Source organism: Uliginosibacterium sediminicola, assembly GCF_039631295.1.
GTDB lineage: Bacteria > Pseudomonadota > Gammaproteobacteria > Burkholderiales > Rhodocyclaceae > Viridibacterium > Viridibacterium sediminicola.
The window spans coordinates 20,233-38,244 of the sequence record NZ_JBDIVE010000001.1 but is presented as its reverse complement, the minus strand read 5'-3'; the positions used below and the strand labels follow the sequence as shown (position 1 = coordinate 38,244).

Annotated in this window: 23 protein-coding genes; 8 read left to right on the top strand and 15 right to left on the bottom strand. The window is 66.7% G+C overall.

Features of this window, described 5'->3' with window-relative positions:
- Positions 1-8: 8 nt before the first annotated feature.
- Both ABDB84_RS00245 and ABDB84_RS00240 read left to right on the top strand, forming a co-directional pair.
- Positions 9-914, top strand: a complete 906-nt coding sequence (locus tag ABDB84_RS00245) for a metal ABC transporter substrate-binding protein (RefSeq protein ID WP_345917653.1) — start codon at positions 9-11, stop codon at positions 912-914.
- Entirely contained in the window at positions 911-1,678 is a 768-nt protein-coding gene (locus tag ABDB84_RS00240) for a metal ABC transporter permease (protein ID WP_345917652.1), read from the top strand. The genes ABDB84_RS00245 and ABDB84_RS00240 overlap by 4 nt, the downstream gene beginning before the upstream one ends.
- On the opposite strand, the gene ABDB84_RS00235 is transcribed toward ABDB84_RS00240, so the two are convergent.
- Genes ABDB84_RS00235 through ABDB84_RS00225 form a run of 3 tightly spaced genes read right to left on the bottom strand, consistent with a single transcriptional unit; the run spans position 1,641 to position 3,351 of the window.
- On the bottom strand, positions 1,641-2,219 hold the full coding sequence (locus tag ABDB84_RS00235) for a YqiA/YcfP family alpha/beta fold hydrolase (RefSeq protein ID WP_345917651.1): 579 nt from the start codon (positions 2,217-2,219) through the stop codon (positions 1,641-1,643). The two genes, ABDB84_RS00240 and ABDB84_RS00235, sit on opposite strands and share 38 nt — an antisense overlap.
- Before the next feature lie 6 nt (positions 2,220-2,225).
- Entirely contained in the window at positions 2,226-3,050 is an 825-nt protein-coding gene (locus ABDB84_RS00230; protein ID WP_345917650.1) for an undecaprenyl-diphosphate phosphatase, read from the bottom strand.
- Positions 3,051-3,078: 28 nt separating this feature from the next.
- Positions 3,079-3,351: a YkgJ family cysteine cluster protein gene (locus ABDB84_RS00225; RefSeq protein WP_345918350.1), complete on the bottom strand. Its 273-nt coding sequence runs from the start codon at positions 3,349-3,351 to the stop codon at positions 3,079-3,081.
- 190 nt (positions 3,352-3,541) lie between these two features.
- On the opposite strand from ABDB84_RS00225, the gene ABDB84_RS00220 reads away from it, so the two are divergent.
- Positions 3,542-3,811 carry a hypothetical protein gene (locus ABDB84_RS00220; protein WP_345917649.1) on the top strand — a complete coding sequence of 90 codons (270 nt, stop codon included), beginning with the start codon at positions 3,542-3,544 and terminating at the stop codon, positions 3,809-3,811.
- Here the strand turns inward: ABDB84_RS00220 and ABDB84_RS00215 are convergent.
- From ABDB84_RS00215 to ABDB84_RS00190, 6 genes are read right to left on the bottom strand one after another with little or no spacing between them, the layout of a single operon-like run.
- Positions 3,802-4,518, bottom strand: coding sequence for a hypothetical protein (locus tag ABDB84_RS00215; RefSeq protein WP_345917648.1), 717 nt, complete (start codon positions 4,516-4,518; stop codon positions 3,802-3,804). The two genes, ABDB84_RS00220 and ABDB84_RS00215, sit on opposite strands and share 10 nt — an antisense overlap.
- The gene (locus ABDB84_RS00210) at positions 4,515-5,147 is read right to left on the bottom strand and encodes a YceH family protein (RefSeq protein ID WP_345917647.1); all 633 of its coding nucleotides are present in this window, start codon (positions 5,145-5,147) and stop codon (positions 4,515-4,517) included. The genes ABDB84_RS00215 and ABDB84_RS00210 overlap by 4 nt, the downstream gene beginning before the upstream one ends.
- 45 nt (positions 5,148-5,192) lie before the next feature.
- On the bottom strand, positions 5,193-5,738 hold the full coding sequence (locus ABDB84_RS00205; RefSeq protein ID WP_345917646.1) for a GNAT family N-acetyltransferase: 546 nt from the start codon (positions 5,736-5,738) through the stop codon (positions 5,193-5,195).
- On the bottom strand, positions 5,725-6,942 hold the full coding sequence (hemW, locus tag ABDB84_RS00200; RefSeq protein WP_345917645.1) for a radical SAM family heme chaperone HemW: 1,218 nt from the start codon (positions 6,940-6,942) through the stop codon (positions 5,725-5,727). The genes ABDB84_RS00205 and hemW overlap by 14 nt, the downstream gene beginning before the upstream one ends.
- A gap of 23 nt (positions 6,943-6,965) precedes the next feature.
- Positions 6,966-7,142, bottom strand: coding sequence for a hypothetical protein (locus ABDB84_RS00195; protein ID WP_345917644.1), 177 nt, complete (start codon positions 7,140-7,142; stop codon positions 6,966-6,968).
- Between the two features lie 18 nt (positions 7,143-7,160).
- Positions 7,161-7,391 (bottom strand): hypothetical protein, encoded by a 231-nt coding sequence (locus tag ABDB84_RS00190; protein WP_345917643.1) that lies wholly within the window; start codon positions 7,389-7,391, stop codon positions 7,161-7,163.
- A 53-nt stretch (positions 7,392-7,444) separates the two neighbouring features.
- Between ABDB84_RS00190 and ABDB84_RS00185 the strand changes: the two genes are divergently transcribed.
- The 5 genes from ABDB84_RS00185 to ABDB84_RS00165 all read left to right on the top strand — a co-directional run bounded on the left by ABDB84_RS00185 (position 7,445) and on the right by ABDB84_RS00165 (position 11,649).
- Positions 7,445-8,344, top strand: a complete 900-nt coding sequence (locus tag ABDB84_RS00185; RefSeq protein ID WP_345917642.1) for a recombination-associated protein RdgC — start codon at positions 7,445-7,447, stop codon at positions 8,342-8,344.
- 213 nt (positions 8,345-8,557) lie between these two features.
- Positions 8,558-8,800, top strand: a complete 243-nt coding sequence (locus tag ABDB84_RS00180) for an acyl carrier protein (RefSeq protein ID WP_345917641.1) — start codon at positions 8,558-8,560, stop codon at positions 8,798-8,800.
- Complete coding sequence (locus ABDB84_RS00175; protein WP_345917640.1) at positions 8,793-10,046, top strand: beta-ketoacyl-[acyl-carrier-protein] synthase family protein; 1,254 nt, start codon at positions 8,793-8,795, stop codon at positions 10,044-10,046. Before ABDB84_RS00180 ends, ABDB84_RS00175 begins: the two co-directional genes overlap by 8 nt.
- Positions 10,047-10,099: 53 nt before the next feature.
- Complete coding sequence (locus tag ABDB84_RS00170) at positions 10,100-10,900, top strand: lysophospholipid acyltransferase family protein (protein ID WP_345917639.1); 801 nt, start codon at positions 10,100-10,102, stop codon at positions 10,898-10,900.
- The gene (locus ABDB84_RS00165; RefSeq protein ID WP_345917638.1) at positions 10,897-11,649 is read left to right on the top strand and encodes a glycosyltransferase family 2 protein; all 753 of its coding nucleotides are present in this window, start codon (positions 10,897-10,899) and stop codon (positions 11,647-11,649) included. The genes ABDB84_RS00170 and ABDB84_RS00165 overlap by 4 nt, the downstream gene beginning before the upstream one ends.
- Here ABDB84_RS00165 and fabG read toward each other — a convergent pair.
- Genes fabG through ABDB84_RS00135 form a run of 6 tightly spaced genes read right to left on the bottom strand, consistent with a single transcriptional unit; the run spans position 11,630 to position 18,012 of the window.
- Entirely contained in the window at positions 11,630-12,349 is a 720-nt protein-coding gene (fabG, locus tag ABDB84_RS00160; RefSeq protein WP_345917637.1) for a 3-oxoacyl-ACP reductase FabG, read from the bottom strand. The two genes, ABDB84_RS00165 and fabG, sit on opposite strands and share 20 nt — an antisense overlap.
- A complete protein-coding gene (locus ABDB84_RS00155) occupies positions 12,346-12,816 on the bottom strand; it encodes a hotdog family protein (RefSeq protein WP_345917636.1) in 471 nt (156 codons plus the stop codon). Before ABDB84_RS00155 ends, fabG begins: the two co-directional genes overlap by 4 nt.
- Positions 12,813-13,625, bottom strand: a complete 813-nt coding sequence (locus ABDB84_RS00150) for a beta-ketoacyl synthase chain length factor (protein ID WP_345917635.1) — start codon at positions 13,623-13,625, stop codon at positions 12,813-12,815. Before ABDB84_RS00150 ends, ABDB84_RS00155 begins: the two co-directional genes overlap by 4 nt.
- Entirely contained in the window at positions 13,622-14,839 is a 1,218-nt protein-coding gene (locus ABDB84_RS00145) for a beta-ketoacyl-[acyl-carrier-protein] synthase family protein (RefSeq protein WP_345917634.1), read from the bottom strand. The genes ABDB84_RS00150 and ABDB84_RS00145 overlap by 4 nt, the downstream gene beginning before the upstream one ends.
- A 42-nt stretch (positions 14,840-14,881) precedes the next feature.
- Positions 14,882-15,658 carry an alpha/beta fold hydrolase gene (locus tag ABDB84_RS00140; protein ID WP_345917633.1) on the bottom strand — a complete coding sequence of 259 codons (777 nt, stop codon included), beginning with the start codon at positions 15,656-15,658 and terminating at the stop codon, positions 14,882-14,884.
- Complete coding sequence (locus tag ABDB84_RS00135) at positions 15,655-18,012, bottom strand: MMPL family transporter (protein ID WP_345917632.1); 2,358 nt, start codon at positions 18,010-18,012, stop codon at positions 15,655-15,657. The genes ABDB84_RS00140 and ABDB84_RS00135 overlap by 4 nt, the downstream gene beginning before the upstream one ends.

Sequence of the window (18,012 nt, the reverse complement as noted above, 5' to 3'; positions counted from 1 at the left end):
CAGAGATCATGAACAGAATCTTCCAGAGTGTTTTTGCCATGCTCATTGCATTGGCGGCGCAGAGCAGCCAGGCTGCCTTGCGCGTGGTGGCCTGCGAGCCGGAGTGGGGCGCCCTGGTGCAGGAGCTCGCTGGCGACAAGGCCAGCGTGTATACCGCCACCAATGCGCTGCAGGACCCGCACCACGTGCAGGCGCGGCCCAGCCTGATCGCCTCGGTGCGCAATGCCGACCTGGTGGCCTGCACCGGTGCCGAGCTGGAGATCGGCTGGTTGCCGATCCTGCTGCGCCAGTCCGGTAATCCGGCGATCCAGCCGGGCAAGCCGGGCTATTTCGAAGCGGCTGAATTCGTGCGCAAGCTCGAAGTGCCGGGCAAGCTCGACCGCGCTGACGGCGATGTGCATCCGGGCGGCAATCCGCATATCCAGACCGATCCGCGCAACATCAGCCTGGTGGCGGCGGCGCTGAGTGCGCGTCTGGCCAGCATCGATCCGGCCAATGCGGGCACTTACCGTGCGCGCTACGACGACTTCAAGGCGCGCTGGCAAGCGGCCATCCTGCGTTGGGAAAAGCAGGCCGCACCGCTGCGCGGGGTGAGCATCGTGGCGCACCACAAAGCTTATGCCTATCTGGAGAACTGGCTTGGCCTGGTCGAAGTCGGCACCCTGGAGCCCAAGCCCGGCGTCGAGCCGAGCAGCGCCCACCTGAGCGAATTGCTGGCCAGCCTGCAACGCCAGCCGGCCAAGATGATCGTGCGCTCGGCTTACGAGGAAGAGCGCGCTTCGCAATGGTTGTCCGAGCGCGCCAAGATTCCGGCGGTGGTGATTCCGTTCACGGTGGGTGGTTCGGCGCAGGCCAAAGACCTGTTCAGCACCTTTGACGACACCGTGGTACAGCTGCTGCGCGGTCTCAAATGAACCTCGCCGGACTTGATCTGGCCATCATCGGCCCGGCCTTGCTGGCGGGCCTCTTGGTGCTGGCCACCCATGTGCCGCTGGGCATGCAGGTGCTCGACCGCGGCATCGTCTTCATCGACCTGGCGATTGCACAGATCGCCGGGCTTGGGGTGATCGTTGCCGATGTCGCGGGCTGGGAGCCGCAGGGCTGGGCGATGCAGTTTGCGGCGGCCAGCGCGGCCTTGTTCGGAGCGCTGCTGCTGACCTGGAGCGAGCGGCGCTGGCCGCAGATCCAGGAAGCGCTGATCGGCGTGCTGTTCGTGCTCGCTTCCTGCATCGGCCTGTTGTTGCTGGCCAACAACCCGCATGGTGGCGAGCACCTCAAGGACTTGCTGGTGGGCCAGATCCTGTGGGTCAGTCCGGCGCAGCTGTACGGCACGGCGGCGCTCAGCGTGCTGCTCCTGCTGGCGTTGTTCGGCTTGCGCTGGCGGCTCGGGCGGCTGGGTTTCTACATCCTGTTCGCCCTGGCCGTCACCGCTTCGGTGCAGCTGGTGGGCATCTACCTGGTGTTCTCCAGCCTGATCATCCCGGCGCTGGCCAGTGCCGCCCTGCATGGTCGGCGGCGCTTGCTCGCCGCTTACGCGCTGGGTGCCGCGGCCTACGCGCTGGGTTTGTTCATCTCGGCGCTGGCGGACCTGCCCTCGGGCGCGGTGATCGTGCTGGTGATGGCGGTGCTCGGCGTGCTGCTCAGCGTGCTCGCGGGCTCAGGCCGGCAAATGCGATGATCGCATCGAGATAGGCCTCCCACTGCGTGAAGCGGTGGTCGCCGCCGGTCAGCACGGTTTGCCGCGCGCCAGCAAAGTAGGCCACCGCCTCGCGGTAATCCAGCACTTCGTCGCCCGTTTCGGCGAGCAGCCAGTAGCGGCTGGCATCGGCGAAGTGCTCGACCTGCAGGCTGCGCAATTCTTCAAGCTGCGCCGGCACGACCTCAAAGCTCGCGCCGGTGTAGATCTGCGTCTGCCTGCCCAGCCACTGCGTGAGCAGGCGATGCGGCGCAATCGCCGGATTGACCAGCACCGCGCGCAGGCCGTGACGCTCGGCCAGGGCGGTGGCGTAAAAGCCGCCCAGCGAGCTGCCGATCAGCGTCGGCGGCGTCGCACTGGCGGCGATGATCTGCTCCAGCTGGGCGATGGTCCGTGCCGGCCCCCATTCAAGCTGGCCAGCCCACAACTGATCACCGATACCCAGCGCATCCATGCGCTGCTGCAGGCTCAGCGCTTTCTGTGACTGCGGCCCGGAGCGGAAGCCGTGCAGGTAGATCAGCATGCCGGATCAGTGTTCCACCCACTGCACCCAATTCATCTGCCAGGTCAGCAGAATCAGCAGACCGAAAGCGATGCGATACCAGGCGAAGATCGTGAAGTCATGGCTGGAGATGTAGCGCAGCAGCCAGCGCACGCAGAGGAAGGCAGCGATGAAGGCGCTGACGAAGCCAACCACCCACATGCCGATGTCGTCACCGCTGAGCAGGGCGCGGCCCTTGTAGAGCTCGTAGAGCGAGGCGAGGAACAGCGTCGGCATCGCCAGGAAGAAGCTGAACTCGGTCGCCGCCGTGCGCGACAAGCCAAACAGCAGGCCGCCGATGATCGTCGCGCCCGAGCGCGAGGTGCCGGGGATCAGCGCCAGGGCCTGGGCAAAACCGAGCTTGATGGCATCGGTGGTGCTCATGTCATCGACCGTCTCGACGCGCGTGCGGTGCTGGCGGCGCTCAGCCCAGAGAATGATGATGCCGCCGAGGATGAAGGTGGTCGCCACCGTCGGCGCATTGAACAGATGTGCCTTGATCGCCTTGCCGAACAACAGGCCCAGCACGGCCAGCGGCAGGAAGGCAATCGCCAGGTTGATGATCAGGCGCTGCGAAGTGCGGTCCGAGGTGGCGCCGGCGAGTACCTTGCCGATGCGGCGGCGGTACTCCCAGACCACGGCGAGGATGGCGCCGGACTGGATGACGATTTCGAAGAGCTTGCCGCGCTCATCGTTGAAGTTCAGCAGGCTGCCGGCGAGGATCAGATGGCCGGTCGAGGAGATCGGCAGGAATTCGGTAAGGCCTTCAACGATGCCGAGAATCGCGGCCTTGAGCAGCAGGAGGAGGTCCATGGTAGGGGTCAGGAAGAATGAGCGCGCATTATAAGGTGGCTGGCATGGCTGGCCGTGTGTCGGCTTCGAGTTTGTCGAGCCAGCGGATGGCGTGCTCGCGGTTCTCGCCACACATTTCAATTGAAGGTTGCAGACCGCCGCAGAAGTGAGGGCGTTCTGCTTTGCCGAACAAGGCGCAGCGCAGATCCGCTGTCAGCTGCACGCAGGGCACGCCTGCCGGCTTCCCGTCGGGCATCCCCGGAATCGGGCTGGAGATCGAGGGGGCGATGCAGCAGGCGGCGCAGGCGGGGCGGCATTCCATCGCTGTCGAATTTGTTGTTGATGACGTTTTCATGTGGTTTATGGGCTCGCAAAAGCTTGCTGGCTGCCGTTGTTCTGCCTTTCTGTCCGTATGTCTGCTGCCCTCAAGTCAGGCATCGATTCAGTCGTAAGGTGTCTCACATGTTTTCAGGCGGCGGGTGTTGGCGCCGATTCCGGAGCGAGAGACTTTGATGTTCGAGATCGAGATTTTCTACAAGACGGAACTCGCGCGCCGCGTGCTCGCCGAGCGTGCGCCGGGCTTGCCGCAGCGTCTGCGTGCAGCGCTGATCCTGATCGATGGCAAGACGCGCTGGAGCAAGCTGCGTGAAATGCTCTGCGTGCTCGGCGATCCGGCCGACATCGTGCAGCAGCTGATGGCGCGCGGCCTGCTCGAATCCGATCACTCCTTGCCGCCGTTGCCGCTGTTCCAGGCTGCGCGGCCGCAGCCGGCTCAAGTCTGAGCCGGTTCATGCTGCAGAAACTCCACCAGATGGTGCTGTGCAGGGCCAAGCGCCCAGTGCGCCACGGCGCGATGCTTCCATAATGCGCTGGCTGCCGCAGCGTCGAGCCCGAGGCCGAAGCTGCAGTGATCGGTGATCGCCACCTCCCCGCCATGCCAGAAGCGCGCCATCAGCGCTTCAAGTGACTCTCCGGCAATGCCTTGGCAGGCGACGGCGTCCGGTCGGCGTGCTGTCGATACCACATCGTGATAACTGGCCCAGTGTCGCTGTGCGAGGGCGGTCCGCAGCGCTGCGTACCAGCGGCGTGCGGCCTCGGGCTGGCGCGGCGCAAGCTGGCCGAGCACGTTGGAGAACAGGATGGCGTGCCCGGAGTAGTGCGCTGCCAGTGCCTGCATGCCCTGCGGCGCGAAGACATCCAGATCAGCGAACTGTAGGCGTTCGCCGCAGCGCCGGCGCAACAGGTAACGCGCCAGCGGATCGGGTTCGAGCGCGCTGATCGATGACCAGCGGGCGAGAAAAGCCCCGTCCAGTGTGTAGCCGGCACTCGGGCCAATCAGCAGCAGGGCTTTTTCTGGCGGCTGCCAGGCGGCCAGCCACTGTGCGACCTGCTGCCGGAACGGACGCCACAGGCTTCGGCGCCGGCGTAGTGCGCGCCAATGCCAGACCAGGCCGCCGCTGTCGTGCAACCAGTGGTCGCGCAGTTTCAAGTCGCGCTCTGGGCGAGCAGGCGGGCCACTGTCTCGTGCAGCGCCGCCACTTGCTGTTCAAGCTGGGCGACGCGTTCGGCCAGGCCGCTGTCTTCGCTGGCCTGGCTGCTGCGGCTGGCGGCCGGTAGTTGCGGTTCGCCACACAGCAGATGTGCCCAGCGCACTTCGCGTGCGCCCGGCGCGCGCGGCAGCAGCACGACCAGGGGCGCTTCGGCGCGCTGCGCGAGCTCGTCGAGGAAGGCTTCCACCGAGGAGGCGTCGACGAAGCGGTACAGGCGCTCGCTGTTGGCGCGCAATTCGGCGACGGTTTGCGGACCGCGCAAGATCAGGGTCACCAGCAGGGCGACGGCGGGTGTCGGCAAACTTAGCGCGCGGGCGATGTTGTGGCCGTAGCGGGTGACGCGGCTGCCCGAACTCTCGATGATGAAATGGCTGGACTTGAGCGCGTCGATGGCTTCCAGTGCCTCGGCCTCGCTGACTTCCATCACCGGGTCGCGGCTGGTCTTCTGGTTACAGCCGGAGACCAGGGCATTGAGCGACAGCGGGTAGGTGTCGGGGACGGTTTTTTCCTTCTCGGCAAGAACGCCAAGAATGCGGGCTTCGATGGCAGAGAGCGCGGTTGCGGGCATGGTGTCTTCAGTCTGATTCGGGTTGCACAGTGTAGCGGGCCGGCTTTACTTGCGGCCGCGCTGCATCTTGCGGCGCATGCGGTGGCGGGGCAGCTCGGCGCCGCGGACGCTAAGGATTTCCTGCCCCAGATCCTCGAAGCCGAAATAGCGGAACAGCGCCAGCGCGGTGAGGCTGACATCAGCCGTGATCTCGCGCGCTGCCATCGCTTCGCCCAGCTGCAGCATGTCGTCGAGCAGCTGGGTGGCGACGCCGCAGCGGCCAGCGTCCGGCAAGGTGTAGAGCATGGCGATGTGGCCGGGCAGATTGATCTGCGCGAAGCCGATGATCTCCTCGCCATCGAGGGCGACGCGCACCCAGCCTTCGTCGAGCGCTTGCGCGAAGCCCGCTGCATCATCGGCCGCCGCCGCCCAGGCGGCACGCTGCTCAGCGCTGTAGTGGGCGGCTGCGCTCTCGTCGATGGCGGCGCGAAAAACTGCCGCCAGTGCGGGCGCGTCGGCGGGGCGATAGTCGCGGGTGTCGATGCCTTCTTCGAAGTCCTCGTCGGCTTCGTCGAACCCATCCGGCAGTTCATCGTGTTCAGTCGCGCTCAAGGAAAATCTCCAGCAAATCGTTGAGGAAGTGGCGGCCTTGTTCGCTGGGGCGCAGGCGCGTCGTGTCGGTGTCGAGCAAGCCGCGCGCACGCGCGATCTGCAAAGGCTTGGTGATGCTCGCCAGCGGCACGCCGCAGCTCAGTTCGAGCTGTGCAGCCGGCACGCCGTCGAGCAGGCGCAATGCGTTCATCATGAATTCAAAGGGTAGCTCGCTGGCCGCCACCCATTGGGCGTCCTGCACGAAATTGCCACTGCGTGCCGCATCGAGGTAAGCCTGCGGATGCTTGTGGCGCATCTCGCGGCGCACGCCTTCGTGCGAAGTGAGCTTGCCATGTGCGCCGGCGCCGATGCCCAGGTAATCGCCAAAGCTCCAGTAATTGAGATTGTGGCGGCAGCGCTGGCCCGGCTTGGCAAAGGCCGAGGTCTCGTAATGCAGATAGCCGGCGGCAGCCAGTTCGGCTTCGATCATGTCCTGCATGTCGGCGGCGCTGTCCACATCGGGCAGCGGCGGCGGCGCGCGGTAGAACAGGGTGTTCGGCTCCAGGGTCAGGTGGTAGCAGGACAAGTGCGGCGGTGCGAAGGCCAGTGCGCTGCGCAGATCGGCCTGCGCCTGGGCCAGCGTCTGCTCGGGCAGCGCGTACATCAGGTCGATGTTCCAGGTCTCAAAGTGGCGCGCGGCCAGTTCGATGGCGGCGCGTGCTTCGCGGCTGTCGTGGATGCGTCCCAGGCGCACCAGCTGCGCGTCGTCAAAGCTCTGGATGCCCAGCGACACGCGCGTCACGCCGGCGGCGCGAAAGCCGGCGAACTTGCCCGCTTCGACGGTGCCGGGATTGGCCTCCAGCGTGATTTCCGCATCCGGCGCCAGCGGCAGCAAGCTGCGCACCGCGTCGAGCAGGCGTTCGAGGCCGGCCACCGAGATCAGGCTGGGCGTGCCGCCACCGATGAAGATGCTGATCACGCGGCGACCCCAGACCTGTGGCAGCGCCGCTTGCAGATCTTGCAGCAGGGCGTCGATGTAGGCCGCTTCGGGAATGCCCTCGTCGCGCAGCGCGTGCGAATTGAAATCGCAGTACGGACACTTCCTCACACACCACGGAAAGTGGATGTAGAGCGACAGTGGTGGCGGCGCGGCAAGCGTGGCAGCGGGGTTGTCCGGCAGGGCGACCGGGGCGCTTTGCGGATAGATTGGAATGGTGCGTGACATGCGGCAGACGGAAGTGTTTCAGCTCAGTACGCGGCGGCAGCGCACTGAGCTGAAACACCTTCATCCTTGAGGCTGCGGCGCAGGGCGATGCGTGCATTGACGCGTTCGCGCTTGAGGCTCTTGCCATGCACGGCATTGCGCGCCTTGCGCAGCATGGCCAGGTGCAACAGGTTGCGGGCGGGTGGTGCCTTGGTCTTCATGGTCGTGCTCCTTGCGCTTTACTTCGTTGCTTCATCAATGGCTTTTTTCTGTGCTTCGGTTTGCTGGGCGGCCGCGTCCAGCTGCTGCTTGACCTGGTCGACTTGCTGCTGGGCTTGTTGCGCTTCCTGCGCCTTGAGCTTGGCGATAGTCGCCGCGGTGGTGGCGGTTTCGGCACTGCAGGCGGCGAGCGCGCACATTACAGCAAGCGTGGCAAAAGGGTAGATGCTGCGCTGGTCGGCAAGTTTCAAGTCGGTCTCCTGTGCCCTGGGCAATGGCTGTATCATCCCCCAATTTTTACGCTATGTGGTTTCGAAACCTTCAGCTTTACCGCCTGCCGACCAACTGGGACATGACGGTCGAACGCCTTGACGAACAACTCGGGCGCCTGCGTTTTCGCCCCTGCGGCAGCCAGGAACTGGCCAGTCAGGGCTGGATGTCGCGCCAACCCGAGGGCCCGCTGGTGCACAGCGTGGGCGGTCAATGGCTGATCGCCCTGGGCGTTGAACAACGCCTGCTGCCTTCCTCCGTCGTCAAGCAGGTGGCCGAGGATCGCGCCGAGGAAATCGAGGCGCAGCAAGGCTACAAGCCCGGCCGCAAGCAGATGAAGGAGATCAAGGAGGCCGTGACGCAGGAGCTGATGCCGCGCGCCTTCACGCGCCGCCGCCGCATCTTCGCCTGGATCGATGCGCAAGCCGGCTGGCTGGTGGTCGATGCGTCGAGCCGCAATGCCGCCGACAGCGTGGTCGAAGCGCTGCACAAATCGCTCGACGAACTGCCGCTCAAGCTGCTCAACACGCGCCGCAGCGCCGGCTCGGCAATGACCGAGTGGCTGGTCGCCAACGAAGCGCCGGGCGCTTTCACGATTGACCAGGACTGCGAGCTGCGCGCCGTCACCGAAGAGAAGAGCGCGGTGCGCTACGTGCGCCACGCGCTGGACGGCAAGGAAGTGCGCGAACACATCGAGGCGGGCAAGCAGGCATCGCGTCTGGCGCTGACCTGGGACGAACGCCTGTCGATCATCCTCAACGAGAAGCTCGAACTCAAGCGCCTGCAGTTCCTCGACGTGGTCACCGAATCGGCCACCGACGGCCTGGCCGCCGATGAGCAGTTCGATTCGGACTTCGCGCTGATGACGGCTGAATTGCGCAACTTTATCCCGGCGCTGATCGAAGCGCTTGGCGGCGAGGAACCGACGATCTGAGCGCTGTCGCCAGGACCGCTCAGCCGGTCCTTGCGCTTGAGCACGGCGTGCTAGCGGGCGGCATGTTATCTTTGCTTATCTTTACTCGCGCGTGTCACGTCGGGTATCGGCTCGGGCAGCCGCCTGAGGCTCGCCTCGGGAGGGGGCTGGCGTCGCGGGGGCGACGGCCAGTAGCCCCGCATAAAATTCAAGTATTTCAACGAGAACGATCACATGGATACGCTGCAGCAAGTCAGGGAATACATTGGCAAAAAGGTCGGCACGCCGGCAGAGCAGATCGTGCCGGAAGCGAGCCTGGAGTCCATCGGAGTCGATTCGCTGATGCTGCTCGATCTCATGTTTGATTTTGAAGATCTGCTGAAGATCAAGCTGCCCAATGATTTGCCGCGCCCGGAGACGGTTGCCGAGCTGATCCAGGTGTTCGAGAGCTACAACACGCCGCAAAAAGATGCCTGAAGCGACACATTTCCGCGTGGCGGTGACGGGTTTGGGCGTCACCGCGCCGGGGGTTGAAAGTGCGCACGATTTTTTCACCCGCCTGCTGGCGGGTGAATCCTTCATTCGACTGTTCCGCCACCCGCAGGCCGCCGCGACGCTGGCCATTCCCGCTGTGCACTGTGCCGACTTCGACGCGCTGGCGGCGGTCGGCCGCATCCAGGCCAGCACCATGGACCGCTACAGCCAGCTCGGCGCCGCCGCAGCCTACCGCGCCTGGGCCGATGCCGGTCTGGCGGCTGAAGGCATGCAGGGCGATCCGCGCTGCGGTGTTTCCTGGGGCACCGGCGTTGGCGGCACCATGACCTTCGAGCAAGGTTATCGCGACATCATGATCGGCGGGCGCGAGCGTGTGCCGCCCCTCTCGGTGGTGATGGCGATGAACAATGCCTGTGCCTCGCACATTGCCATCCGCCTCGGCCTGGGCAGCGCCTGTACGACGTATTCGGTGGCCTGTTCGTCCTCGGCGGTGGCGGTCGGCGAAGGCTTTCAGCGCATCCGCAGCGGGCAGGACCGCCTGGTGCTCGCCGGTGGTTCCGAAGCGCCTCTGTCGGAAGCGGTGATTCGCGCCTGGGACGCCATGCGTGTGCTGGCGCCCGGTGACGAAGCGAGCGCCCCCTCGGCGTGCCGGCCTTTTCATCCGCGTCGTCAGGGTCTGGTGCTCGGCGAGGGCGGAGCGGCCATGGTGCTCGAAGAGTGGTCGCATGCCGAGGCGCGTGGTGCGCGCATCTACGCTGAACTGGTCGGCTACGGCAGCAGCTGCGACCACGTGCATCTGGTCAAGCCCGATGCGCGCGGCCAGGTGCGTGCAATCCGCGCCGCGCTGGAACAAGCCGGCTTGGCGCCGGAGCAGATCGGCTACGTCAACGCCCATGGCACCGCCACACGCGAGGGCGACCCGGCCGAAATCCAGGCGCTCGGCGAGGTCTTTGGTGCAGCGGCGGCAAGCTTGCCGGTCAGCGCCACGAAGTCGGCCCACGGCCATTCGCTCGGTGCTGTCGGCGCGATGGAAGCGCTGATCACCGTGCTCGCCGTGTACCAGCGCCAGGCGCCGCCGACCCAGCATCTGGATCAGCCGGGCGAGGACTGCAGCGGCGTCGATCACATTCGTGGCGAGGCGCGCGCTTTGCCGCAGCTTGAGGCTGCACTGTCCAACTCCTTTGCGTTTGGCGGCAGCAATGCCGTCCTGGCGTTCCGCGCCGCCTGAGGGGCGGCGTTGTTGAGGGCGGGTTGATCCGATGTGGGTGATACAGGTGGCGCATGAGGCTTGAGCGTCGGGGCGCCCGCCGCTCCTTGCTGCGCTGTGCGCTGGACCATCTGGGTTTGTGGCTGGGCCTGGCCATGCTGGGCATTGGCTGCCTGCTGTGGACCCTGGTGGCCGTGCTGTGCGAGCGCCTGCCGGGCGAAGCGCGCCGTCGCCTGGGGCAGCGCGGGGCGATGTACGGCTTTCGCCTGTATCTCTTCCTGCTGCAGTGCCTGGGCATCGCACGTTTCGAGCTGAGTGCGCTCGATGCGCTGGCCAAGGGGCCGGCGATGATCCTGGCGCCCAATCATCCCGGCATGCTCGATGCGCTGATGATCATCTCGCGTCTGCCGCGCGTGGTCTGCGTGACCAAGGCCAGCCTGGTCGACAGCGTGTTCATGGGCGCCGGCGCGCGCCTGGCCGGTTACATCCGCAATGACTGGTTCCTCGGCACCAGCGCGCTGGCCATCGAGGCGCTGCGGCGTGGCGAGCATGTGCTGATTTTCCCCGAGGGCACGCGCACCGAACGCTTCCCGATCAATGCCGTGCGCGGCAGCATCGGCATCACCGCGCAGCGCTCGGCGCTGCCGATCCAGACCCTGATCATCGAAGGCGACTGCGCCTTCCTCGCCAAGGGCTGGGGCTGGCTCAAGCGGCCGGACCTGCCGATGCATTTTTCGATCCGTCTGGGCGAACGCATCGAGCCGCCGCATGATGCGCGGGCCTTACCGGCGCTGCTCGAAGCCTCGTTCGCCCGTCAGCTGGCCGGCACGCAGCACAGTGCCTTGCATCGTTTTCTGGTACAAGAGGACGCATGAAGTCACGTACCCATCTTGTTCTGATCCCCAGTTACAACCCGGGCGAGGCGGTTTTTGCCACGCTTGCCGCTGCGCGCGCAGCCTGGTCGCCGGTGTGGGTGGTCGTCGATGGCAGCACCGACGGCACGGCCGAACGCCTGCAAGCCTTGGCGCAGACCGATCCGGGCCTGAAGGTCATCGTCCTGCCGCGCAATGTCGGCAAGGGCGCGGCTGTGCTGCACGGCGCCGAGCTGGCGCAGGCTGAGGGTTTCAGCCATGTGCTGACCATGGATTCCGACGGCCAGCATCCGGCGCAGCTGATCCAGCGCTTCATGGCGCGCAGCCTGGCGCATCCGGAAGGCATGGTGCTCGGTGTGCCGGTGTTCGACGCCAGCGCGCCGCTGCTGCGCGTGCGCGGCCGCAAGGTGTCGAACTGGTGGGCCAATCTGGAAACCCTGTGGGCCGGCATCGGCGATTCGCTGTACGGCTTCCGTATCTACCCGATTGCACCGCTGATCCGCGTGATGCGCAGCCAGCGCTGGATGCGCCGCTTCGACTTCGATCCCGAAGCGGTGGTGCGCCTGTGCTGGGCGGGCGTGGTGCCGCTCAACGAGCCGGCGCCGGTGAAGTACCTGACGGCGGCGGAAGGCGGCGTCTCGCACTTCAATTACCTGCGCGACAACATCCTGCTCAGCTGGATGCACACGCGCCTGATGATCGGCTTCGTGCTGCGCCTGCCCAAGCTGCTGTTCAGATCATTCCGCCGTTGATCGAGATGGTCTGGCCGGAGATGTAGGCGGCCGCCTCGGAGGCGAGAAAAGCCACCAGGGCGGCGACTTCCTCGGGCTTGCCGGCGCGCTTCATCGGCACGATGCGGGCGATGGCTTCCTGATCGAACACACCTTCGATCATCTCGGATTCGATCACCCCCGGCGCCACCGTATTGACCGTGATGCCACGGCTGGCAACTTCCAGCGCCAGCGATTTGCCGGCCGCCTGCAAGGCGCCCTTGGCTGCCGAGTAATTGACCTGGCCGCGATTGCCGGCGACCGCCGCGACCGAGGAGAGATTGATGATGCGCCCCCAGCGCGTGCGGATCATCGGCAGCAGCAGCGGCTGGGTGACGTTGTAGAAGCCGCCCAGCGAGACATCCAGCACGTTTTGCCATTGCGGCCGCGACATGCCGGCGAATACCGCATCGGCATGGATGCCGGCGTTATTGACGAGGATCTGCACCGGCCCGCCATCGAGCAGCCGGGCGATGGCGCTGGCGCTGGCTTCAGCATCGGCGACATCGAAGCGCAGGGCTTCGGCGCTGCCGCCGGCAGCCAGCAGTTCGGCCACCAGCGCATCGGCGCGAGGCAGATTGCTGTTGGCATGGACGATGACATGATGTCCTTGTGCGGCGAGGGCGCGGCAGATGGCGCTGCCGATGCTGCCGCTGCCGCCGGTGACGAGTGCGCGTTTCATGGCGTGGCTTTCCGTGTCTTGTCGGCGTCGAGCACGACGGCTGCACGGCCTTCGACCAGCAGCTGTTGCGCGCCGTGGAGTTTGAAGTGGTAGAGCACGGTGTTGTCGTCGCCGTTCAGGCGCAGCACTTCGACCAGCAAGTCATCGGCGCAGCTATCCAGACGCGTGCAGTACAGGCGCACCTCGCGCATGCTGGCCAGAAAACCGGCGCGCGGGCGTTGCTGCGCGCCGTCCGTGGCGAGCAGGGCGCCGTGCAAGGCCATCGCCTGCGCCGCGAATTCCACCGCGCAGCTGGCGCCCAGGCGGCCCTGGTGGCGCAGCGGATTGTCGGCATCACGGTGACGCGTGCTGCGCGCCTGCAGGCGCACGATGTCCCAGTCGTTCACCGCATCGAGCAGGCACATGGTGCCCGCATGCGGGATGCGGGCGGCGATGGCGGCGCGGTCCAGTTGCTGCGGCGCGCTCATGCTGCAGCACTGATCTCGACGCGCAGGCTTTGCGCTGCGTGGTAGGCCAGATCGATCTGGCGCGACGCGGCATTGGCAATGCCATGCAAGAGCGGCAGGGCGCGCGCGCAGGGAATCCCGTTCTGCAGCACCGCCAGATCGGCCAGCGGACAGTCACTGGCCGGCGCATCAGCGAGCTGCAGCCGCAGCCGGGCGAGGCTGTTGGCCGCGCTTTGCGGCGTCAGCAGCAGGGCGATGGCCATGCGGTCGAGCAGCGGACGCGCGGCACCGAGCGCGCCGCCATAGACGTCGTCGCAGGCGATCAGCAGGCGCGCCTCGCCACTGGCGATCGCCTGCACGGCTGCTTCGAGCAGGCCGGCGGCGAAGCTGGCGTCATGCGCGCAGAGGCTGGTCGAGGGCGCCATGCTGCCGGTGGCAATGCTCCAGTAGCCGGAGGCCGCGTTGTGCACGGAGTTGTGGAAGCGCGTCGGCGAGATGCTGCGATCCTCGCTGGCCAGGGCTTCACACAGGATGTGGCAGTTGTCGCCATCGCCGCCGGAAGCGCTGAACACGGTGGCCAGCTGGCTGGCATCGGCGCCGGCATGGCTGACGGCCTGCATGCCGCAGGCCAGCGAGAGCTTGACCAGCATGCCGACCCGGCGACGCTCGGCGGGCGGCAAGAGCTGCAAGGCCGGCACTGCGGTGGGCGTCTGCGTCCACGGTACTTCGCTGCGCAGGATGGCGGCCAGCGCCGGCCAGTCGGCAAAGCCGGGGCCGATGGCGGCGATGCCGCTGACGAAAACTTCGATGCCGCTACCTTGGCCGCTCATTGCAGTGCTCCGCGCAGGCCCAGCACCAGGCTGCAATTGGTGCCACCAAAGCCGAAGGAATTGCTCAGCACGCGGCGCAGCGCGGCCGGGCGATTGGCGCTCTGGTAATTGATGGCGAGCGCCGGATCGAGCTGCTGCAGGTGCAGCCCGCCGGGGATGAAGGCGTGGCGCAGGGCTAGCGCCGAGATCAGCGCCTCGATGCCGCCCGCCGCACCGAGGGTGTGGCCGGTGGCGCCCTTGGTCGAGCTGCAGGGCGTCTCGGCGCCGAACACGCTGGCCACGGCGCGGCCCTCGGCGGCGTCATTGCTGGGCGTCGCCGTGCCATGCAGATTGATGTAATCGATGTCCTCCGCGCCAATCCCGGCTTGCGCCAGGGCGGCACGGATCGCCCGCTGGGCGCCGAGCCCCTCTGGATGCGGTGCCGACATGTGGTGTGCATCGGCCGATTCACCGACGCCGAGCAGCAGGATGTCGTCGGCGCGGGCAGGGCGTGCATCCTCGCGTTCGAGCAGCACGAAGGCGGCGGCCTCGCCGATCGACAGACCATCGCGTGCGGCATCGAAGGGACGGCAGACCTGGGACGACAGCAGCTGCAGCGAATTGAAGCCGTACAGCGTGGTCAGGCACAGCGAGTCGACGCCGCCGACGATGGCAGCATCGATGAGGCCGGCGGCCATCATGCGTTGTGCGTTGGCAAACACCTTGGCGCTCGACGAGCAGGCCGTCGACACCACTACGGCCGGCCCCTGCAGGCCCAGTGCTGCGCGTACGAAGGCGGCAACCGAGTAGGTGTTGTGCGTTTCGGCGTAATGAAAACCGGGCTGGAAGTGGCCCTCTGTATCGAGCTGGCGATAGGCCAGCTCGGTCTGCAGGATGCCGGCCGTGCTGGTGCCGAGGAACAGGCCGATCCGCGTGGCGCCGTAGCGCGCACGGGCGGCCAGGGCGGCGTCGATGAAGCCGTCCTGCTGCAGACACAGCCAGGCCAGCTGGTTGTTGCGGCAGTCGTAGGCGGCCAGTTCGGCGGGCAGGCTGACCGCTTCGACACCGGCGACGCGACCGGTGTAGCAAGGCAGGCGTGCGGTTTCGAAAGCGGCATCGCTGAGGCCGCTGCGCTGCGCCTGCAAGGCGGCGTAGGTGGCATCGAGCCCGCTGCCAAGACAGCTGCTGAGCGTGTAATGAGCGAGCAGCAGGGGGCGTATGGACTGCGCAGTCAAGGTGAAGTTACCGGGTTCAAGTGGGCGGATTCTAGCAAGGCTTCAGCGCCGGCATTCGTCATCGCGCCAATACGCTTGCAGCTGCGGGCTGTTGAGCATCTGCACCCACAGCGTCAGCCAGGTTGGCCAGTCATGGCCGCCTTCGGCGGTAAATTGCATGACCGGGCTGATCAGGCCGGTGAGCAGCAGCTGGTCGCGCAGGAAACGGTCGTCATTGCCGGTGCCGATCATCAGCAAGGGCTTGTCGAGGCCGCGAATCTGCCGCGCCACCAGCCAGCGCCAGATACCGCGCTGCTGTTCCGTGCTTTGACTCTGCAGCGCCCAGGCGCGGGCGCCACCGGCTTCGCGGATTTCCTTGAGCACATCCTCGGTGCCGGCATAGGGCGCCAGCAAGATCGTGCCGCTGATTTCTTCCGGATGCTGCGAGGTGTAGAGCAGGGCGCCGAGGCCGCCGAGCGAGATGCCGGCGAACCAGATCTCGCGGTAGCCGGCTGCGCGCGCCGGCAGGATCACGTCTTCACGCAGGCGTTGTTCGACGCTGCGCGATTCGTAGTAGGCAAAGTGCAGATCGGGAATCACCACGTCAGCATCGATACGCTGCTGACGTAATGCCTGCACGAAGCCATGTTTGACGAAGTCTTGCGGCGTGTCGTAGAGCCCGGGCAGCATCACCACCAGGCGCGTGGCGCGGCGGTTGTCGGGGCAGACCAGACGGTCTTCGACGCGTGGCAGCGGCACCACCGTCGGGCGTACCGGATTGGCACAGCCGGTGATCAGGGCGGTGAGCATCCACAGCAGTTTGCGCCAGCGCAGTTTCATGATGTTTTGTCCGGTTGTTGTGCAAAGGCGGCGGCCAGCAGCAGTGACAGCAAGGCGCCGGGGCCGACGGTGACGCCCAGCGCCGCCAGCACCGAGACCGAGGAGCTGCCGAGCAGGCCGAAGCCGACCACGGTCGACAGATTGGCCAGCACCAGCGAGACCAGGGTGCGCTGCTGCATCTCCGGCGCATCCTGGGCGCCGGATTGATCGAAGAACAGGGCGTAGTTTGAGCCGATGGCCACGGTCAGCAAGAGCCCGATCAGGTGCAGGATGCTCAGGCTGTGCCCGCTCAGCAGCAAACCGGCCATCACCAGCACCACGCTGCCGGCCAGCGGCAGCATCACGCGCAGCAGGCGCGGCAGCGAACGCAGGCTCAGTGCAATCACCAGGATCACCGCCAGCAGGCCCCAGGCTGAGAGCGTGATGGCCTCGTTGAGGTAGCGCTGGTAGAGCGTTTCAGCCTGGTCGCGCAGATCAATCAGCAAGAGGCCGGGCATCTGTGCCGTGCCCAGCGCCTGGCGCACGGCGGCGGCGTCGATGCCGGCAGCGGGGGCACGCAGCGGCAGCAGCAGGCTGTAGCCACTGGAACGCTGCACCACCATGGCGTCGAAGGCCAGCGCGCTGGCCGTGCCGTCCAGATCGCTGCGCTGCAGCGGCGCACGCGCACGCGTCGCTGCGACATCGTCGATGAAGCCTTGCAGCTTGTCGGCGCGTAGCGGCAGGCCTTGCAGCGCGCTGTCGAGGCGGCTGCGCAAGCTGGCGGCATCGGGCAGCGCAGCCTGGCGGCGGCTTTGCGTGGCGAGGCTGGGCAGCATGCGCAGCGGCGTCTCATAGCCGGCGAGCAGGCCTTGTTCGACCAGCTTTTGCAGCTGCGGGTCGAGCTGTTCGGCGGCCACCAGTGCTGCCTGCTGATCGGCCACATTGAGGGCCAGCAGGAAGCGCGCATCCGGCGCGCCCAGTTCGGCGCGCAGCTGGCCGTCGAGTTCCTGCGCCGCCAGCGGCACCGGGTTGAGGGCCGAGATGCTGTGATTCCAGATCTCACCATGACGCAGCAGCAACAGCGCGGCGGCGGCGATGATCAGCGCCAGCAGCAAGCCGCGCAGGCGCACCAGCTGCTGTGCCACCCGCGCCATGCGTGCGCCGAGCGGGCGGATGTCGCGCATCGCCAGCTTGGCCGGCAGCAGCGCCGGCAGCACGTAGCGCGTCACCAGCACGGCCGCCAGCAGGCCGCCGATCGAGTACAGACCGAGCTGGGCCAGGCCCGGAAAGCCCGACACCAGCAAGGCGGCGAAGCCGCAGATCGAGGTCAGCACGCCGATGCTCACGGTGCGCCAGAAGCGCCGCTGCCCGGCCGCCTCGCTGCTGCCGTGGCGTGCCTGGACGAAGTAGTAGATGGCGTAGTCGACGGCCTCGCCGATCAGGGTGGTGCCAAAGCCCAGAGTGAGGCCATGCACATTGCCAAAGCCCAGGCTGACCGCCGTCACGCCGACCAGGGCGCCGCTGGCGACCGGCAGCATGCCCAGGGCGAGCAGGCGCAGCGAGCGATACACGCTGAGCAGCAGGATGATCACGAACAGCGTCGACAAGCCGGCCAGGCGCGTGCATTCGGCCTTGATCTCATCGCGCGAATGCACCGAGAAGACGCCGGCGCCAGTGATCACCATGCGCAGGGCCGGATCGCTGCGGCTGCTCTTGAAGCGCGTCTCGATGATCTGCATCGCCTCGGCCAGGCCGTCGGTGTCGGAGCCGGCAGCGCGGGTCTGCACCAGCAGCAGGGCACGCGAATCGTCGCGCGAAACCCACACGCCTTCGGCCAGACGCGGGCCGCCTTGCTGCTGCAGATCGTCGATGAGGTTCAGCGTTTCGCCGGTCGGGTCGCGTGCCAGCAGGCTCTTGAGCAGCATGCCGGTGGTGCCCGAGAGATTGTCCAGCGAGTCGCTGATGGCGCTGCGCAAACCCTCGCTCGAAAAGCGTTCCGGCGTGACCGCCGGGCTCAGCAGATAACGGTTGTTGAAGTAGAAGGCGCGGTCGCGCTCGAGCATCGCCGCTTCGCCGTTCTGCACGGTGATGAAGGCCTGCGATGCGCGCAGGCTGGCCGCCAGGGCGCGTGAGCTGCGGTGCCGCGCGGGTGCGTCGGCGCCTTCGATGCCGATGATCATCAGCCGTGCCACGGTGCCATCGCGCAGCTGCTCGACCAGCATGCGCTGCTCCGCATCCGGATTGCGCGGCAGGAAGGCCGACATGTCGGCGACGAACTGCGTGTGCAGGACCACCAGCAGGCAGGCCAGGACGCTGGCCAGCCAGATCAGCAGGGCCGGCTTGCGACGCAAGAAGGCGAGGGCTGTTCCGGGCAT

What these genes read in the sequence shown, in the direction of transcription:
- ABDB84_RS00235 (WP_345917651.1), bottom strand. Translation starts at nt 2,219, where the DNA reads ATGCTGATCTACCTGCACGGCTTCCGCTCCGGGCCGCAGTCACAGAAA.
- ABDB84_RS00240 (WP_345917652.1), top strand. Translation starts at nt 911, where the DNA reads ATGAACCTCGCCGGACTTGATCTGGCCATCATCGGCCCGGCCTTGCTG.
- ABDB84_RS00150 (WP_345917635.1), bottom strand. Translation starts at nt 13,625, where the DNA reads ATGAGCGGCCAAGGTAGCGGCATCGAAGTTTTCGTCAGCGGCATCGCC.
- ABDB84_RS00230 (WP_345917650.1), bottom strand. Translation starts at nt 3,050, where the DNA reads ATGGACCTCCTCCTGCTGCTCAAGGCCGCGATTCTCGGCATCGTTGAA.
- ABDB84_RS00155 (WP_345917636.1), bottom strand. Translation starts at nt 12,816, where the DNA reads ATGAGCGCGCCGCAGCAACTGGACCGCGCCGCCATCGCCGCCCGCATC.
- ABDB84_RS00140 (WP_345917633.1), bottom strand. Translation starts at nt 15,658, where the DNA reads ATGAAACTGCGCTGGCGCAAACTGCTGTGGATGCTCACCGCCCTGATC.
- fabG (WP_345917637.1), bottom strand. Translation starts at nt 12,349, where the DNA reads ATGAAACGCGCACTCGTCACCGGCGGCAGCGGCAGCATCGGCAGCGCC.
- ABDB84_RS00195 (WP_345917644.1), bottom strand. Translation starts at nt 7,142, where the DNA reads ATGAAGACCAAGGCACCACCCGCCCGCAACCTGTTGCACCTGGCCATG.
- ABDB84_RS00185 (WP_345917642.1), top strand. Translation starts at nt 7,445, where the DNA reads ATGTGGTTTCGAAACCTTCAGCTTTACCGCCTGCCGACCAACTGGGAC.
- ABDB84_RS00170 (WP_345917639.1), top strand. Translation starts at nt 10,100, where the DNA reads ATGAGGCTTGAGCGTCGGGGCGCCCGCCGCTCCTTGCTGCGCTGTGCG.
- ABDB84_RS00245 (WP_345917653.1), top strand. Translation starts at nt 9, where the DNA reads ATGAACAGAATCTTCCAGAGTGTTTTTGCCATGCTCATTGCATTGGCG.
- ABDB84_RS00165 (WP_345917638.1), top strand. Translation starts at nt 10,897, where the DNA reads ATGAAGTCACGTACCCATCTTGTTCTGATCCCCAGTTACAACCCGGGC.
- hemW (WP_345917645.1), bottom strand. Translation starts at nt 6,942, where the DNA reads ATGTCACGCACCATTCCAATCTATCCGCAAAGCGCCCCGGTCGCCCTG.
- ABDB84_RS00210 (WP_345917647.1), bottom strand. Translation starts at nt 5,147, where the DNA reads ATGCCCGCAACCGCGCTCTCTGCCATCGAAGCCCGCATTCTTGGCGTT.
- ABDB84_RS00225 (WP_345918350.1), bottom strand. Translation starts at nt 3,351, where the DNA reads ATGGAATGCCGCCCCGCCTGCGCCGCCTGCTGCATCGCCCCCTCGATC.
- ABDB84_RS00135 (WP_345917632.1), bottom strand. Translation starts at nt 18,012, where the DNA reads ATGCCCGGAACAGCCCTCGCCTTCTTGCGTCGCAAGCCGGCCCTGCTG.
- ABDB84_RS00175 (WP_345917640.1), top strand. Translation starts at nt 8,793, where the DNA reads ATGCCTGAAGCGACACATTTCCGCGTGGCGGTGACGGGTTTGGGCGTC.
- ABDB84_RS00180 (WP_345917641.1), top strand. Translation starts at nt 8,558, where the DNA reads ATGGATACGCTGCAGCAAGTCAGGGAATACATTGGCAAAAAGGTCGGC.
- ABDB84_RS00220 (WP_345917649.1), top strand. Translation starts at nt 3,542, where the DNA reads ATGTTCGAGATCGAGATTTTCTACAAGACGGAACTCGCGCGCCGCGTG.